This window comes from Mesorhizobium sp. B2-7-2, assembly GCF_006440775.1.
Lineage (GTDB): Bacteria > Pseudomonadota > Alphaproteobacteria > Rhizobiales > Rhizobiaceae > Mesorhizobium.
Map to the genome: position 1 here is coordinate 139677 of NZ_VFTZ01000016.1, position 17047 is coordinate 156723.

The 17047-nt window shown below is 62.9% G+C and carries 16 protein-coding genes; 4 read left to right on the forward strand and 12 right to left on the reverse strand.

Annotation, left to right across the window (positions count from 1 at the left end; all coding sequences use genetic code 11):
- Window positions 1-218: 218 nt before the first annotated feature.
- The 10 genes from rlxS to FJ425_RS21515 all read right to left on the reverse strand — a co-directional run bounded on the left by rlxS (window position 219) and on the right by FJ425_RS21515 (window position 11649).
- Window positions 219-2189: a relaxase/mobilization nuclease RlxS gene (gene rlxS / locus FJ425_RS21465; RefSeq protein ID WP_064993429.1), complete on the reverse strand. Its 1971-nt coding sequence runs from the start codon at window positions 2187-2189 to the stop codon at window positions 219-221.
- A gap of 179 nt (window positions 2190-2368) precedes the next feature.
- Entirely contained in the window at window positions 2369-3052 is a 684-nt protein-coding gene (locus FJ425_RS21470; RefSeq protein ID WP_064993427.1) for a lytic transglycosylase domain-containing protein, read from the reverse strand.
- Complete coding sequence (locus tag FJ425_RS21475) at window positions 3040-3588, reverse strand: S26 family signal peptidase (RefSeq protein WP_064993426.1); 549 nt, start codon at window positions 3586-3588, stop codon at window positions 3040-3042. The genes FJ425_RS21470 and FJ425_RS21475 overlap by 13 nt, the downstream gene beginning before the upstream one ends.
- The gene (locus FJ425_RS21480) at window positions 3585-3824 is read right to left on the reverse strand and encodes a helix-turn-helix domain-containing protein (RefSeq protein WP_064993425.1); all 240 of its coding nucleotides are present in this window, start codon (window positions 3822-3824) and stop codon (window positions 3585-3587) included. The genes FJ425_RS21475 and FJ425_RS21480 overlap by 4 nt, the downstream gene beginning before the upstream one ends.
- Before the next feature lie 144 nt (window positions 3825-3968).
- Window positions 3969-4292 (reverse strand): DUF736 domain-containing protein, encoded by a 324-nt coding sequence (locus FJ425_RS21485; protein ID WP_013533279.1) that lies wholly within the window; start codon window positions 4290-4292, stop codon window positions 3969-3971.
- A 534-nt stretch (window positions 4293-4826) separates the two neighbouring features.
- On the reverse strand, window positions 4827-6554 hold the full coding sequence (locus FJ425_RS21490) for a ParB/RepB/Spo0J family partition protein (protein WP_064993423.1): 1728 nt from the start codon (window positions 6552-6554) through the stop codon (window positions 4827-4829).
- Window positions 6555-6637: 83 nt separating this feature from the next.
- Entirely contained in the window at window positions 6638-7048 is a 411-nt protein-coding gene (locus FJ425_RS21495; protein ID WP_064993422.1) for a DUF2958 domain-containing protein, read from the reverse strand.
- A gap of 132 nt (window positions 7049-7180) precedes the next feature.
- The gene (locus FJ425_RS21500; RefSeq protein WP_064993421.1) at window positions 7181-8143 is read right to left on the reverse strand and encodes a zincin-like metallopeptidase domain-containing protein; all 963 of its coding nucleotides are present in this window, start codon (window positions 8141-8143) and stop codon (window positions 7181-7183) included.
- A gap of 713 nt (window positions 8144-8856) precedes the next feature.
- Window positions 8857-9531, reverse strand: coding sequence for a DsbA family protein (locus FJ425_RS21505; protein WP_064993420.1), 675 nt, complete (start codon window positions 9529-9531; stop codon window positions 8857-8859).
- A gap of 1083 nt (window positions 9532-10614) precedes the next feature.
- Window positions 10615-11649: a hypothetical protein gene (locus FJ425_RS21515; protein ID WP_064993418.1), complete on the reverse strand. Its 1035-nt coding sequence runs from the start codon at window positions 11647-11649 to the stop codon at window positions 10615-10617.
- A gap of 286 nt (window positions 11650-11935) precedes the next feature.
- On the opposite strand from FJ425_RS21515, the gene FJ425_RS32100 reads away from it, so the two are divergent.
- Window positions 11936-12145, forward strand: coding sequence for a hypothetical protein (locus tag FJ425_RS32100; protein ID WP_224655926.1), 210 nt, complete (start codon window positions 11936-11938; stop codon window positions 12143-12145).
- Window positions 12146-12179: 34 nt separating this feature from the next.
- On the opposite strand, the gene FJ425_RS21525 is transcribed toward FJ425_RS32100, so the two are convergent.
- Both FJ425_RS21525 and FJ425_RS21530 read right to left on the reverse strand, forming a co-directional pair.
- The gene (locus FJ425_RS21525; protein WP_064993416.1) at window positions 12180-13439 is read right to left on the reverse strand and encodes a hypothetical protein; all 1260 of its coding nucleotides are present in this window, start codon (window positions 13437-13439) and stop codon (window positions 12180-12182) included.
- A 245-nt stretch (window positions 13440-13684) separates the two neighbouring features.
- Entirely contained in the window at window positions 13685-14437 is a 753-nt protein-coding gene (locus FJ425_RS21530; protein ID WP_064993415.1) for a hypothetical protein, read from the reverse strand.
- Between the two features lie 128 nt (window positions 14438-14565).
- On the opposite strand from FJ425_RS21530, the gene FJ425_RS21535 reads away from it, so the two are divergent.
- The 3 genes from FJ425_RS21535 (at window position 14566) to FJ425_RS21545 (ending at window position 16964) form a co-directional block, all read left to right on the forward strand.
- Window positions 14566-15009, forward strand: a complete 444-nt coding sequence (locus FJ425_RS21535; RefSeq protein ID WP_064993414.1) for a transposase — start codon at window positions 14566-14568, stop codon at window positions 15007-15009.
- Window positions 15006-15362: an IS66 family insertion sequence element accessory protein TnpB gene (tnpB, locus tag FJ425_RS21540; RefSeq protein ID WP_064993413.1), complete on the forward strand. Its 357-nt coding sequence runs from the start codon at window positions 15006-15008 to the stop codon at window positions 15360-15362. Before FJ425_RS21535 ends, tnpB begins: the two co-directional genes overlap by 4 nt.
- Window positions 15363-15431: 69 nt before the next feature.
- Complete coding sequence (locus FJ425_RS21545) at window positions 15432-16964, forward strand: IS66 family transposase (protein ID WP_064993412.1); 1533 nt, start codon at window positions 15432-15434, stop codon at window positions 16962-16964.
- Window positions 16965-17047: the final 83 nt, after the last annotated feature.

Sequence of the window (17047 nt, forward strand, 5' to 3'; positions counted from 1 at the left end):
CCTAAGGATCATTTGCATTGCTACCTTCCTCTGCTGCCCAGCGCATTCCCGTCGTCTGCGTCAGTCGATTTGGGATCGTGCATCAAAGATCGATGCCGATGCGAATCGGGTGGCTATCAGCCCCATTTTTCGCTGCCGATGCAAGCAGGCTCGGAGCACCTTGTCGAAGTCTTGCCCGGGCCGATCGAAGGCAGACCGCGTTCGTATAGCTGCGCAGGTCACGAGACGTTGGGCCCACTCCTTTGCCGACCGATGTTCCAAGAGATGCCCTCGCGCTGCACCAGGCCGGAAACCTCTTTGCCGACATGCCGCTCGAGAACCGGCCGCCATGGTACGAGCGTGAACTCTCGCGATTTCTCGATAACGGCGTATTTGCCGCTGGCGAGTTCAACTGACCGGCGGAGCGTGCCCTCTACGCGATGACCGGGCCGCGTTTCGGCATAGGACAGGCCAAGCTCTTCCGACAGTTGACCGGCAACACGGTTCAACTCCCGCTGGCGGAGGATCGAAACCATGTTGGCGCGATAGATGATCCGATCCTGCTCCTCATGAGCAAGGCCCTGCGCGATCAGCCACTGCTGCCGGCGGCTCCGCGCCTCCTGCACTTCACGGCCGAAGCCCGAATTGCGCAACCTCTCTGATGCCTCGGAGACAAGCTGGCTGTCGATCCAGGTCGCGCCGTCAAAGCCAACCTGCCGCTCCAGCGGCATCGATGAGAGCTTGTCGACCGTGACCGGCTGGGTCCTGGCCTGCTGGCGCTCGTAGGCGACGACACGATCGAGATGATCCGGCGCGATGATCCAGGTGCCGTCGGGCTCGCGCTCCACGCCCCCGATAGCGCGCCGGATTGCCTCCAGCCGGCGGACATGCGTATCGGCGAAGCGGTCGGTGGCGGCCGGATCGTGCTTCAGATGAATGTCGATGTTGTAGCGGCCGTCATGGGCAGCCGCGATTTCGACCACTGTGCGGTCAACCAGCCTGGGCTGTGTGTTCCTCGGCGTGACACGCACGATGCAGCCGTCGGGCGTCGGCTCTGTCGCCTCGCCCTTGCCGATGTCGATGTATCGGGTTTTGCCATCCACACCGTCGACGATGAGGTAATGCCGGTCGCTGAGCTCGTCGGCCAGCCCGCGCGCGACAACGCGGCCGACGACAGGGGCGGCCTGCTCGCCGGATCCATCGTGGATCACGCAGTCGGCGGCACTGCGGGCGATCCCCCTGCCCGTCAGTTCGCGATGCAAGGTCTTGATGATGTCGCCGCGTTCGCCGATGCGGCGCAGCGTCGCTTCAAGCCCGTCGTCGAGCCGCCAGCGGCGCGGGGCGATCTCTTCCGCCAGATGCATCCGCTCGAGCTTGCGCAGGCGCCCCTGGTGCAAGGTCTGTCGAAACGCGTCGCGGCTATCCAGCGAAACCAGCCCACTGTCGTCACGCAGCTGCAGCAGGCGGCGGTCGATGCTGGTGAAGCGTTCCTGCTGCATTTCCTGGCGCAGGCGATGCTCGATCTCGTGGTCGGTGCGCGGACCGAGATCGAGGCTGACCAGCTCGGCGGCGCGCTCGCGGATGCCGCTCGAGATGTATTCTCGCGCTATAACAAGATTCTCGCCGCGATCGTCCTTGCCACGCACGATGATGTGGGTGTGCGGATGGCCGGTATTGAAATGGTCCACGGCAACCCAGTCGAGCTTCGTGCCGAGATCCTCCTCCATCTGTGCCATGAGCCGCCGCGTCAGTGGCTTGAGGTCGTCAAATTCGATGCCGTCCTCGGGTGCGACGATGAAGCGGAATTGATGGCGATCGCCATCGGCACGATCGAGGAAGTCCTTGCCAGCGACGCAATCGCTGTCGGCGCCGTAGAGCTGGCCAGGCGCGCCGTCCCGGGTGACGCCGTCGCGCTGGATGTAGCGCAGATGCGCACGCGCCCCGTCCGCGCTCTTGCCGGCCAGCTTGACGACACGCGCCTTGACGACGACCCGGCGCTGGCGGAAGGCTGCATGGCGATCGCGTGATTTCAGCAGCGCGGCCGTCGCCCCACCCCGGCCTATCCTGCTGCCCGCGAAGCGCCCACCACGCTGGGGCCGGCCACCAGCTCGGTTGATCGCCGCCCGCACCTGGCCGGCAAAGCGTTTGCCGGCCTTCGAACCACGGGAGCCAATCTTCCCGAGCTTCGGTCTGAACTCGTCATCCCTCATGCTTGGCCTGCGCCTGGAACAGAGTCGAATCAGCCATTTGCGCTCCGAAGTTCTCCTGACGCTGGAGGGTGCCTCCGGCAAAAATGATGTGCAGACAGACACTTCGCCGGCCCTGGGAGGCGGTGCCTTTATCTTGCCTTCCGCGCCCCACCCCTTTGGACGCGTCCGGCCCCCCATTGCTAGCGTTCCGGCTCTTTGACATGTGCGACATCCCTCCCCAGCGGCACGAAGAGATCGCCGTTTCGCGCAAAAGCGCGACCACCATTTTGCGGGAAAAACAGCGAGCGCCCCGAGGGTGCATCTTGCCTGTCCGGAGCGACAGATTTGCCCTTGAACTGCTCGATGTCGGTTCGCGAAACTCCGGCAGCCCGGAGCTGCTTGAGGTAGTCGACGGTCTCTTTCGGCAGCGGCGTGCCGCGCTTCAGATGCGCCTGGTAGCGCTCGGGTCCGGCGTTGTAAGCGGCAAACAGCCCGGGGAACCCGAAGCGGTCATACATGGCGCGGAGATAGGCAGTGCCGGCCAGAATGTTGTCGTGCGGATCGTGGGGATCGGCGCCCAGTCCGTATTGCGCGCGCATGTCCTGATAGGTTTCCGGCATCACCTGCATGAGGCCCATGGCACCGGCGCGCGAGGTGATCGGCCGGCCGTGGAGCATCGTCTTGCCGCCGCTTTCGGCATCGATCACCGCGTAGATCCAGGCCTCGGGAACACGGAAACGCTTGCTTGCTTCGGCAACGAAGTGCCGCCATTTTCCAAGCTGCGGACTATGGGAGATGGCGACCGGCTCAGCGCCGGTCGAGGCGGAACAGGCGCATGGCGCGACAGCGATCATGCCAAGCATCAGGAGGGCTACTCGGTCCATAGCGGCGCGAGCCTCCCGATGATGTTGGTGGCTCGGACCGGCCCGAAATAGCGGCTGTCGAAAGAGCGCGGTGCCTCGCCGTTCAGCACGAAGAATTCGTCGTCAGCGAGCGCGCGGCAGCCGCTCCACCAGGGCAGCGGACGGCCTTGGGTGTCGGTAACTAGCCGACGTGCGACGATCTTGCCGCCGATGATGATCGCCTCGTTGAAGGCGCAGACACGTTCGTGCGGCAGCGCGGCAATGTGCTTTACAAGGGGAACGCCGTTCGGGAGATAGCCGCGTTCGGCAGCGAGGCCGGCAATGGCATCCGGTGCGCCGGCGAGCACCAGGTCGCCGCGTGCTGGCGCTCCCGCCACGACGCGATAGAGGCCAACCGGCGCGCTCGCCGAGGCGTTCCAGATCAAGAAGGGCGATGGGTTTGCAAGGGGGCCGAAGGCAACCAGGCCAAGGGCAATCGCGGTCGCGGCGATCGCCTTTGTCGCCCGAGCACGGCGCAGGCGGCTGCCGGTCAGACCGATGGAAGGAGGCCGGCTCATGAACGGCCTCCATCGTTGGAATGGGTCTGGTTATGGCGGCCTTTCGACCAGTCGTCGAGCTCGTCGATGTGGTAGCGGACGTAGCGGCCATGCTTGCGGAATTTCGGGCCGCCGCCCTTGAGCCGCATCTTTTCCAGCGTGCGCTGGGAGAGCCCTATGTAGAAGGCGGCTTGGGCTGTGTTGAGAAACGGACTGCCCTTTTTGGCGCGGGCGGCGCGTTCGTTTTCGTTGTCCATGATGATCCTCGTTTGGCTTGCGAGCGAGACGAGGATGGGGGGGCGAGGTCGTCTTGGGGACGGGCGAAGAGTTGGGGGCGAGTTTTCGCCGCTCTGTGGCAAGAGCCCCGCGCCGGCTGCGGCGCGGGGCTCCGATGAGCCCGATCAGTCGGCCGGGTTCCAGATGATGGCGTAGGTGTCGTCATCGTCCTGGCCGGCGGCGCGGCCCAGATTGGCGTAGAGCTTGCGCGGTCCGAACTCCGGCGCGGCAATCGACAGGCTCACATAATCCTTGCCGGAGGTCTCGCCGGTGCGGATCCAGCCGGCGCCAACTTCGACCCCTTGCGTCAGCACCCTGTAGTCGGGATGGTTGTCGGCGCTCTTGGCCTGGTTGGGGATGATGTCGATGTCGGCGCGGACGCTGAGGGTCTTGAGCTGGCCCTTGTAGGCGCCGTTTTCCTGCTTGTTGACGTAACCGATCGCGGTCATTTCGAAGTCTCCTTTTGCTGTCGCCGGGGACCATCCCCTGCGATGGCGGACCGTGATGGATGCGTCCGGAGCGCCTGAACCTGACAGGGCCGCAGCGCCAGCGGAGGACCCGAGCAGGCGGCTTTTTTGAAGCGGAGCGGCGCGAGGAAGCCGCCGCAGGCGGCGGGGAAAAAAGCTGCTGGCGAGGGTTTCGGGCGGCCGGACCCGTCCATAGGTCGACAAGCCAGCCGCAGGGGATGGTCCTGGCAGGGAGCATGGAGATCGTGGCGAGCGCGGTCGCTGCAGCCAAGCCAAGCAGGAGAGGATTGCGGGACTGCGGCTGATGCCGCGCCATGCCGATCGAGATCGTGCCCCACGGGTCGGGCGCCAGGGCAGGCATCCGACGGGCTGAACGACCTGCGGGACCAAGGTGGTTTGCCGGGCTGGATTGTGCCGCTGGAAACGGGGGGCAAAGGTCACGAACATGCGGCCATTGCGACCGGGGTGCGATGCCGAGCGGCGGCCATCCTGGCAGCCGCCGCCCAGCTTGACGGGCTATTGGCAGTCGAACAGGGAGCGGACCCGTGCCCATTGATCGGCGGTGCGCAAGCCGCCTCGATCCGTGTAGCTTTCGACCGGGAATTTCATCCAGCGCGGCAGCCAGGCCTCGACCTTTTGCCTGCCGTTTTCGCCGGACAGAAAGTCGCGGATGATTGTCTTTTGCGTCTTCACCTTCTCAGCGACATTGCCGTCCGCGACATGCTTGCCGCCGATTTCGGCAAGCATCGAATTGGCAATTTCCCTGTCGCGCAACAGGTCGAAGAAGGCGTCGTCCGGTTGCCAGCAAGCGGCGGTGTCGACATTGAGATGATTGCCGAGCGCCTCGATGACGGCACTGCCGGCCTCAAGCGTCTCGGCCATGACGATGCCGAGAACGCGCATCACATCATCGTCGGACAGCGTCAGCAAATGCGCAAACAGGCTTGCCGTGCCGAAGTCGCCGCCATTGCGGCCAGCGACCGCGCCACCCTCGTCCGGTTCTCCAAGCAGCGCCAGGACCTCGCGCCGCTTATCCGTGAAGGCGGTTTCGGCCTTGCAGGCTGAAAGGCTTGCCGCCACGATTTCGTTGGCGGCGCGCTGCGGCTCGGTACGCACCTGCCACAGGCTTGAGCCGGCAATCGCATGTGCCACCATCAGGCGAAGGGCTGCGGCCGGACGGTCAAGGAGCGCCAAGCGCACGATGGCATGACGGTGCAGATCGACATAATTCTGCATCGGTCCAGTGACTTCGGGCCGCGAGGGTTTGTCCGGGGTCTCGGCCTCTGCGGCCTCGCCATTGGCTCGGGCGCGGCGGGCTTGCTTGTGCGACAGCCAGCCCTCGTGACACGCGACCTCGCCGCGATGCGAGACTGATATAAAGACCTTGCCGCCCTTCTTCTTCGGCGTCTTTTCGTGGTCCCATGCGTGAAAATGTTGACTCGGTTCGAGCACGATCACTTCGCTCCATCCGGCCTCAAGAAAGGCGTTGCGCGTGGCGGCTATCGCCTCATTCTGCTTGAGCCAGAACAGGTCGGCGTCGGCAAAATAGCTTTCCTCGCCGAACAGATCGGAGACGATCAGGCCGGGATAGTCCTCGATGGCGAACAGCGCCACCTTGGTCGAGATCGACTGGCCGCCGAACAGCCATTGCTTCAATTGCCAGCCGCGCGGCGCGCGGTTGTCGGGATCGGCAAAGAGCGCCAGCCAGTCCTTCTGCTGCGCCTTCGAGGCCATGGTGAGATGGCGCACCGTCTCGGCGTCGATTTCCTCGCGGCGATAGGCTTCGCGAATCCTGGGCAGAAGCTCGCCGAGCGCCAGAATCCGCTTCACCTGATGCTCGGTGAGGCCGAACGTGGCCGCGATATCGGCGATTGTGCGACCTTCCCTGATGAGGCGGGAAAAGGTTTCCCATTGCGAGACCTCGTCGGGATCGAGGCGGGCGATATTTTCAATCAGGGAGGCTTCGAGCGCGTCGGCGTCGTCGCCATCCTCCATGATGGCGCATGGCAGCGGCGCGGCCTTGCCGCGCTCGTCGGCAACGGTCTTGGCCGCGAAATAGCGTCGGCGCCCGGCGACGATCTCGAAGGTGTCGGGCGAGCCGTTGGGCCGCACCAGAAGCGGAACAAGGACGCCGCGCGCCCGCACCGAGGGCAGGATGTCGGCGATGTCGGGCGCGCGTTTGGAATGCCGCATGTTGGCGGCGGCGATGCTCAATTGGTCGATGGAAACGTGGGCAAGCTGCATGGTCTTTCTCCTTTGCTATGGCCGAAATTGCCTGACCGCGAGGCCGCTGGCCGAGCGGCGCGACGGTTTTGCGCCGGAGGGCGCTATTGTTCCGCCCGGTCGGACGGAAGCTCGGGAAGGGAAAGCGAGAGGGCGGCGGCGGCCTGCCGCAAGAGCCCTTCGGCCTCGGTGATGTGGCCGCATAGGCGAGCGGCTTCGGCATAGACCGAGAGCGGAAACCGCGCCTTGAAATAAAGGTCGCGCTCGATGCCGAGGCCAAGCGGTCCCTTCACGGTTTGGAGCTCGGCAAGGCTGACGCTGCCGAGTTCGGGGAAGCCCAATCCGAGATCACAGAGGCCGAAGAGTGTATCGCCATCAGCATCGAGCTCGCTCAGGAGCCAGGTGGCGGCGCCCAGCGGATTGAACAGTTTCACGACCGGAACATGGTCGGCTTCGGTCTCGGCAGCGCCATTGGCGAGCAGAAGAAGGCGCAGTTCGTCAGTGATGAGGATCATTGCGGCGTTCCTTCAAAACGGTTCGTGATTGACGGCGGGTTGACCAACAGGCCGGTATTCAAGGGGTTTCCGCGCGGCCGCATCGCGCGCCGTCAGAAGCGCAAGGCTCTCGCGTAGGGCGACGAAGCGCGCTCATGCGGCGATCTCGGCATCCGCCTCGCCTTCCACGTCGGCATTGAAGCCGAGCAGGAGATCGGCGGCTTTCGAGGCATGGCTGGCGGCGCGGAAGATGGCGCGATTGTCCTCGCGCAGCACGCTCAGCCATGAGCCGATATAATCGGCATGGCGCACGGTCGGCTCGATGCCCATAGTGCTGCAGACGAAGGCTGCGCAGATTTCAGCGACCAGTTCCTCGCGCGCATAGGCCTTGGAGCCGAACGAGCCGGAGAGGTCGCGCGCAAGGCGCGTCGGGTGGCCGGTCCAGTGGCCAAGCTCGTGAAAGCAGGTCCGGTAATAGTTGATCTGCTGAAAGAAGGCCGGTTGCGGCGGCACCTGAATGAAGTCGCAGTCCGGCATGTAGAAAGCGCGATCGCCGCCGATGCGGACATCAGCGCCGGTTGCACGAATGAGCGCCTCGGCCTGCGGGATGATCTGGCGCTGCGGCAGCGGTTCGGCGGCGGCATGGAGATGTCCGGGCAGGTTCTCGCACTGCGCGACGTTGAAGACGGTGAAGCGCTTCAGGAAGGGCACCGCCTGTGGTTCGTCGCCATCGACCTTGGCGCGTTCCTTTTCGTTTTGCGGAACAAAGCGGTCGGCGTGAACGATGGTCGTGCCGCGCTCGCCTTTCCTGACATTGCCGCCAAGGGCAAGCGCCTGCCGGAAGGTCAGCCAGTTCTGGCAGGCATAGCTGCGCTCGATGACCGCGCCCCACAGGATCAGGATATTGATGCCGGAATAGCGGCGCTCGGTGGCCGCATTCCTGGGCAGGCCGAGGCCTGCCTTTGCGTTTCCCCAGGGCTTGACCCATGGCACGATGCCGCGCTCGAGCTCGGCAATGATGCGGTCCGTGATCTCTTGATAAAGGCTGGCGCCTGCGCGCCCGCCCCTGCTTGCGCCAGCCTTTCGGCTGCCGGAACGTTTGTTGGTTGAACGCATGCCCTGGTCCTCCGCTCGCCAAATCGCGCCCTCCCCCGGAAGCGGGGTGGGCGGCGAAAACGACCGGAAAGGCCCGCCGTGAAAGGCGGACCGCATCCGAAGGACCGGAACGCAGAGGAGGACCCGAAGCGCAGCGAAGGGTTGCGGGATGCCGCGGCGGGCCTAGAAGGGAGAGCCGCCCACCGCGCGCACCCGGGGACGGCCTAAAAGACAGACCACGCCGGCCGATCGGCCGGCGGCCGTGCGCAGCCGAAAGGCGGCCCAAGCCAGGGGGCGAAGCCGGATGGCCGAGACCGCCTGAGCCTTGCGAAGAAAAGCGGGCTCGGTGCACGAGCACCCGGCGCGCGCCTTCAGGCGCGCGGGATTCAGGACTGGTGGTCGGCACCGCAGCTGATGTGATACCATCGATCCTTGCGCCTGGACGCGTGGATATGGTCGACGCCGCAGAGCCGTGAATTTCCACCTCTCGGCGCCCCTTGCCGCGTAACGGGGAGAGCGTCCAGGAGCGAGATCGCGGCCGCCGGAATCTTGGGTGATAGCCGCACGCCGGGAGACGGCGCCATGTCCGGCGTCGCGCTCGCGCCCCGCGTTCCGGTCTGGTCAAGAAGCCAACCGCGAAGAAGGCGCTCAGGAGCACATCAAAACCCCAGCTCCCAAAGACGATCCCGAGACCCTCGGTCAGAACGGCACTTTTGCAGCTGTCGAAGATTTGCCTAGGCGCGGGCATCAGCAATGGAGCGTTGCAGTCGGGCCATCCCCACTTCCCCTGGGATTACTTCGTCGCCGACCACCAACGCCGGTGTGCCCTCGATATACAGATCTTTGGCGAGTGCGAAATTGCGTGTGATGGCATTTGCGATGGCTGGGTCTTGCATGTCCCGCTTCAGCTGCTCGAGATCGAGGCCCACCCGCTCTGCAACGGCTAAGGTGGTGCGCTGGTTGAGGAAGCCGGGGAAAGCCATGAGGGCGAGATGGAACGCCTGATACTTCCCCTGTTTGTACGACGCGAGCGCTGCGCGCGCTGCAAATTTGGATGCTGGCCCCAGGACTGGGAGTTCCTTGAACACAAGCTTCACATTGGGATCATTGCTGAGGGCCTCCTGTAGATCGAGAGCTGCCGCCCGGCAAACGCCGCAGTTGTAGTCGAAGAACGAGACCACAGCGATATCGCCATCCGGATTGCCCGCAATTGGCGAGGCTGGGTCGTTGAGGAGGGCGTCGCGCCGCTGTGGAATGCGTATGCGCAAGTCAGCCGCTATCAGGCGTTGGTCCTCCACACATTGCAGGTCCTCGGCCGTATCCAGATGTTGTTTCAGCGCTCCCAGCGCGAACAAAGCTAGGGCCAACAAAGCGATTACTGTGACAAGGGCGGCATTCAGCCTGGACATGGGTGGGCTCCAATCAAACATGAACGGCAGGACGCCCGCGGCGCCGGCACCCCCGGCACGTTGCGGCGCTTCTCCCGTCGCGGCTCTCCGGTCAAGCGCCGCACCCCCCGTGCCGCAATTCCCGTGCCATCGCCGCCCGCAGCAGGAGCTCACGCAGCGCTGCGCCGCGGAAAGCGTGGGCCATCGTGCATTGAAGATCACTGTGGCTCACAGCTGACTTCGTAGGCTGGGTGGCCTCGCTCGACGGGCGCACCATAAGATGGCGCAACCGGCGGCGGTTTCGCGACATAAGGTCGGGAACCGTTCAAACAACTGGCGGGGATTTGTCGGCGCTTCCTGTGCACTTTGCAGAAAATAGGTCTGTGAAATTTCACAGAGCGCGGCCACAAAACTCGAACTGTAGCCGAGTCCTCCACTGTGGCTCGCTTTGCAAGCGCTAGTTCATCTCCGGCCCGGGGAGCCACTTAATCCAGAAATGTCTTGAAACCCAAGGATTGCCCGGGTTTCCGCTTCCCCAGAGATACACCGCGCGATACACTGCGGGGTAACCGCCCGCATTGCGTACCATGCGAAGGCAGACCTTCAACACATCTGGGCAATCCTCGCTGGTACCGGATGCCGCCTCGCCGAGGTCTCAGGTCTTCGCGTTGCGGACGTGCATGTTGACCACGTCGTCCCGCACATCACGGTTGAGTGGCACGATGACCGCCGCATTAAGAATGCCGTATCGCGGCGGAATGTGCCGTTGAGAGGTCGCGCGCTGGAGGCCGCAAAGGAAGCCGTCAAGGCTGCCGGCAGCGCAACGATGCTCTTTCCGACCTACGGGCGTCCCAAAGGCGCCTCCTCAGCATCTGCTGCCTTGGGCAAGCACGTTCGGGCCTGCGTGACGGACCCAAAGGCTACCACCCACTCGCTTCGCCACCTCATGAAAGACCGACTACGCTTGGCCGGCGTCACAAAGTCGGACCAAGACATTGTTCTGGGTCACTCATCGGGCAGCGTTGGTGAGGACTTATGGGGCGACGAGGCGCGGCTTGAGGTTGCGAGACGGGCGCTTGAGAAGGCACTAATCTGACGGAACTTTCAGCGCATGACTTTGCTGGTCTCAGCGATGATTTTGGGGTTCTGCCCAATCGCAATCGTGTAACTGAAGCGCGCCACACCTTTTGCCTGCTTGTGCCTTGGCAGGCTGCGGACGACCCAGTCATAAGTGCCCGACACCATGCATCGCTCATTGGCACAGGTGACTATGACGCTCTCGTCGTGGAGATTGTATCCCCGTTCCGGCCATCGTTGGAAATAGCTTCTCTTGTCGGCGATGATCGAGCTTAGGTCCGTTGGCTTTCCGTAATAATCGACGATGCCAGCATACGAATTTTGAACCTGAGCGATCGCCAAATCTGCGTTGTCGCCATGGTGCTCGATGAGCCCCTTGATAAATGCTACCGCCGCGCTCTCTAGCTGCCGCTCGTCTGCGCTGGCTTCAGCGGGGGCCGGACTGGGCGTTGGCGACACACGCGACGTGTCAACGGACGGCGGCGTGGTAGAAACGTTGGTTACGCGCAGTTCAGCCATCTCACTGGCGGAGAGATATCGCATATCAAACCTGTCGTAACTCAATGCTACGGCCATCAACTTGGGGTCAACGCCCATCTCGGACATGTAGGACATGATATCGGCAGTTACGGCTTGAACGTTGGCCACAGCCTCGTCGGTAGACATTCCGTTCTCTGGGGCGAAGGATGAGCGATGAACACCAATAGAGCCCGGGTCGGCAACACGGCGAACGCCACCCATGTAAGCTAACGAGCAAGCCGACGCGCACTGCAACTGTCGGACTTGAAGCGTATCAAGGCCGGCTGCCCGGATCAAACGTCCAAGCTGCATTGCACTTCCGATACTGCCGCCCGGCGAGTCGAATACGACCACCCTAGCCCCACTGCTTGTGACAGCGTGGCTAAACTCATTCAGAGGTTCGTTGACCCCAAATTCACCAGAGACGATGAGAAACGGAAGCTCGCCCGGCGACGATACCGGCTTGTATTCCAGAGCCTTAGCTGAACTTGATGTGGCGACAATAACTGACGCGACAGCGAGAAACTTCACAACCGAACGCATAACCCAACATCCAAACCCACCAACCTCAACTAAGAGCCACTTAAAGATCTATTTCAAGGGGCAACTGGACCGGGGCAACTGGCGATGAGAGAACTGGTTGAAATTCAATGTCTGTTGGGAACATTAAAACGATGTGTAACCTCTACAACCTCACCACTTCGCAAGAGGCCATCCGCCAGTGGACCGGTACCTTGCGGAACATCTTGGGCAACCTTGAGCCGTCCATTGACATCTATCCCAACTGGCCCGGCCCCGTGGTCCGAAACGCTCTCGAAGGGGGCGAGAGTTGGCCTATCTCCTGAGGGGAATGCCGTCACCTTCGGAGCGAGTGACAGGCAAAGCCGATTACGGGACCACCAACATTCGCAAGACCAACTACTTTCATTGGCAGCCGTATCCGGCACCGGACGACGCTTTGGTGATTGTCGAGAAGCCCGCCACGCAGATCAAGTTTCCGCTGGGCTCGACACCCGGTGACCAACTACGTTTGCTCTAGACAGTGCGGACGCCCAACCGATGAACAGCAGCCCTCAATCCTCGGAGTCGGCGATGCGCTTCCATTCGCCGTCGCCGGTCATAAATTGGCTAAGGCGGCTGATAATGCAAATCAGCTCGACGAGACGCACCGCATCGACATCGCGCGTATGCATCGTCGGACGGCGAGTGGCGATAAGCGCCTGTAGGTCAAGCCGCAGCCTTTGTTCGTTTGGAAAGACGTACCCGAACGCTTGATTCCAGTTATCCGCGCGAAGCACGATCGCCATCAGGTCGCCAAGATCGAGATAAGAAAGCAACGCTTCATCCCGCTCGCCATTCGCCATCGCCGCCGCGCGAAGATCACGCGCCTTGTTACGGATTTCGCCCCCAACCCTCTGCTTGAACCACTGCGGTCCGCCCACCGCTTCCATCTTCTTCGAGATGAAGGACCGCAACGCGCGCTCAAAGAAGCCTATCGCGCTGAAGGCATCATTTCTGGGATTGGCCGACCGTATCTGAACGGACAGCCCCGCAACGTCCAGCAGCGCGACGGACCTACCAGCTTCCGAAGCGCCGGCCGCGAAACCGCTCTCTATGACAACCTCGATCGCACCAGTTGACGTGGTCTCGATCAGACCCGGGTCAACCTTGGCTTCGCGGTAGTGTCGTTGGCGCATTTCTGGATCGCTCCAGAAGCGGTTTGGCAGATCAGACCGCGTGTGCCAGTTGCCGAATAGCTCCTCATAGGCTGTGAAGCTTGATCTCGCCGCGAAGCCAAGCACGTCTCCAGCACCAGCCAGTGCGGAGAGCTTCAACCGGGTTGTCTGCAGCCCAGCGGACAGAGTTTCCGCTCCCAGAGCGCTCAGACGCAAGCGGCCTACCTCAGCCGAGAGGCTCAAGACGCCAGTAGCGGCCCGCTGGATTAGCTCGATTTCTTTGTTTGGCGTGCCAGTCGGCATGTGCACCGCGAGCGTACCCGTGCTAGCGAGTTGGCTTGCCCACTGGGTGGCGCGCGCAATCAATGCCATGCCAGGCGATGCCTGAAGCTCGGCAATGGTCGGCGATAGGGTCGATCCCCTTGCCTGCAGCTCGGCGAAGGTCTGCGATAGGGCCGATCCCTTTGCCTGAAGCTCGGCAATGGTCGGCGAGAACGGCGACACCTCCAGCCCGCTGATCGCCTTCGACAGGGTCGATTCCGGAAGGTTGCTGATGGCCGTTGAGAGGGTCGACAGCTCTAGCCCGCGACTCAGTCGATCGAGCGGCCCATCACTTTGGCCCGTGGCGATGTCGGATAAGCTCTTGAATTTGTCCATCGTCTTCACGCTAACGGTTGTTTGGTTCCGGCAAGTCTTTGAGCTGACCCAACGTATCATAGCGCCGTATGCGCTGAGTCGACAGTTCCCTTTGCATGAGGTCACGAGGCAGCGGGTTCACCGCTCATCCCTCCAGATGACTCGGCGCACCACTCTGATGCGGAGCGCCAAATTTCTGACGGAAAAATGTGAGCCCAGCATCGACCTGATGCAGTCTTTGGGTTTCCCTGGCGGGGTGGTCGGATCTATATGTACTTGGACGTAATGATCCGCCAGAGCATTGCTGTTGTCAGCCTCTTCGATCTTGCGCGCCGCGTTCTCACCGCTTTCTTGGTTGTCGGCACGTTCCGCTTATCGTCGTAAAAGACGATATTTCGGTCAAAGAAGGGCTTCAACATCGGATCGGCTCTGATAGCGCCAGTGATGTCTGCCAGCCAACCATGCCGAACTCCTTCGTAGGCGAGCAACCAGTCGGGACCGTCGGCTGATACGGCCTTCACCCGGCGCTCCCAATCCCGGATTGGAGCCTCCGGAGCAAGTCCGCGAGATGCCATGTCGAGAATGAGCAAGCAGATCGCTGGACATTCGATCTTCGCAAGAAGAGCAGCTTGGGCGCCCAACTGCAGCGGCAGTGCCAAGCCCTTCATGAGGAAGATCGCCCATGCAACTTCATAGTGCTCGCCGCGCTCCAAGCCGCCTTTTATAATCGACGTCAAGCGCTTGGTGATGAGACTTTCGTGTATCGTCCGCCCCTCATGGCGCATGTTGATCAGAAGCGCTGACACTAGGTCGATGTTTCTCGGATCGACCATCAGGGCTCGCATCAGGAAACTTTGCAGGTATAACGCGTCGGGCACCTTGATTTCAGAACCCTGTATCAACGACAGCGCGTAGCGAAGAGGTCGATCTACAGGGTTTTGTTTTTGTAGATCGAGAGCGACCTCACAGAAGTTTTGCAAAGCAATGCCGGACAGCTCGGGGCCTATTCGCGCCGCCACCTGGAGGGTGTGAACCCAAGGTGTTCCAACGTTGTCGACTATCCCGATAACTGTAAGCGCTGTTCTGGTGGCACCTTTCGCGCGTGGTCGTGAGGAACGATGTTCGGAGCCTTTGAGGGCTTCGACACATGACGATTTCAGAGCTTACGCTTAAATCCAGCAATCTTGAGCCCGCGCGCCGTTTCGAGGTGTTCACGGGTTCCGGTCGGCGGCGCGAATGGCTGCCGGAAGAGAAAGCCCGGATCGTGGCTGAAAGTTACGATGCCGGCGAGACCGTGAGTGCCGTGGCCCGGCGGTATGCATTGTCCCCGCAGCAGTTGTTCGCCTGGCGTCGGGCTGCTCGTGTGCCGTTGGCGGAAGCGCTGGCACCGGAACCGTTGTTCGTGCCGGCAGTGGTGCCGGCTCCGAAGCCGGAACCGACGGGGAAACAACAGCCACAACGCAAACGGAAAGCTGCCCGCGACGCCGGCGTTATCGAGTTGGAGATCGACGGCGTCGCCATGCGGGTCGGCCGTGGCGCCGACGCCAAGACGGTGGCGGCGGTGATCCGCGCGCTGAAGGCGACGTCGTGATCGGGCCGACGGGTGCGGTCAAGGTCATGGTGGCGACGAAGCCGGTCGACTTCCGCAAGGGTGCGGAGGGATTGGCGGCGCTGGTGCGAGAGACGATGGGGGCCGATCCGTTCAGCGGGGCCGTTTACGTCTTCCGGGCGAAGCGGACTGACCGGATCAAGCTGATCTTCTGGGACGGCACCGGCGTCTGCCTCTATGCCAAGCGCTTGGAGGACGGGGAGTTCCGCTGGCCAAAGGTTCAGGATGGCGTGATGCAGCTGACGGCGGCGCAGTTCTCGGCGCTGCTCGAAGGACTCGACTGGCGGCGCGTCCACGAGGCGCGCCGGACCCGTGTTCCAGCCCAGGCGGGCTGACCCGCGACCAAGTGAATCAGCCTGGATTCCGCTGTCGCGGGCTGTCGACGAATATGGTCTGATCCACTCATGGCGATGACGGCGGACCAGCTTCCCGACGATCCGGATGCGCTGAAGGCGATGGTGCTGGCGCGCGACGTCGAGAACGCCCGGTTGATCCAGATCATCAAGGAATTGCAGCGCCACCGCTTCGGCCGTCGTGCTGAGACGCTGCCGGAAGACCAGCTGCTGCTGGGACTTGAAGAAGCCGAGCAGATCGAGGCGGCCGGCGAGGAGGAGAACGAACAGGCTGCTCCCATGGAGCGTCAGGCGCGTGTCACCAAGCGTCGGGCGAACCGCGGTGCGTTGCCACCCCATCTGCCACGCACGGATATGGTGGTCGACATCGAGGACCATGCCTGCCCGTGCTGCCGCAATGACTTGCATCGGATCGGCGAGGACGTAAGCGAGCGGCTCGACATCGTTCCGGCGCAGCTGCGTGTGATCGTCGTGCGCCGACCCAAATATGCCTGCCGAGCCTGCGAAGACGTGATCGTTCAGGCTCCCGCGCCCGCCCGGCTGATCGAAGGCGGCCTGCCGACCGAGGCGACGGTTGCCCAGGTTCTGGTCTCCAAATATGCCGACCACCTGCCGCTGTATCGCCAGGCGCAGATCTACGCCCGGCAGGGCATCAATCTCGACCGCTCGACACTCGCCGACTGGGTTGGCCGTGCCGCCTGGCACCTGCGTCCGGTTCACGAACGGCTGCTGGCGAAGCTGAAGTCCTCGCCAAAGCTCTTCGCCGACGAGACCACGGCGCCGGTGCTCGATCCCGGTCGCGGCAAAACGAAGACCGGCCAGCTCTGGGCCTATGCCCGCGATGATCGGCCATGGGACGGAGCCGATCCGCGCGGCGTCGCCTATGTCTACGCGCCCGACCGCAAAGCTGAGCGTCCGATCGCTCATCTCGCGGGCTTCACAGGAATCCTGCAGGTGGACGGCTATGGCGGCTATCGCGTGCTCGCCGACAAGAGCGGCGTGACGCTCGCCTTCTGCTGGGCGCACGTGCGCCGGCGCTTCTACGAACTCGCCGCGGCCGGTCCCGCGCCAATCGCCTGCGAGGCGCTGAGACAGATCGCCGAACTTTATCGCATCGAAGACGACATCCGTGGACGATCGGCGGAGCAGCGTCGTGCCGTGCGCCAGGAAAAGAGCCTGCCGATCACCGTCGCTCTCGAGCCCTGGCTGCGCGAGAAGCTCGGGCTGATCAGCCAGAAGACCAAGCTCGCCGAGGCAATCCGCTACACGCTGTCGCGTTGGGAAGGCCTCTCGCGCTTCCTCGATGATGGCCGCATCGAGATCGATAGCAACACTGTTGAACGCTCGATCCGTCCTATCGCGCTAAACCGCAAGAATGCACTCTTTGCCGGATCGGACGGCGGCGCCGAGCACTGGGCCGTCGTCGCTTCGCTAATCGAAACCTGCAAACTCAACGGCGTCGAGCCCCTCGGCTATCTCGCCGATGTCCTCACCAGGATCGTCAATGGCCACCCGAACAGCCAGATCGACGACCTCTTGCCATGGGCCTACATCCAGGCTCACGAACTCAGCGCAGTGGCCTGAGAACATCGCTCTGATGTCCGCTGTCAAGGTTTGGAACGCAGAAGGTCGCCCGATCCGAGGAACGGCTGCTCATTCTGATGAGC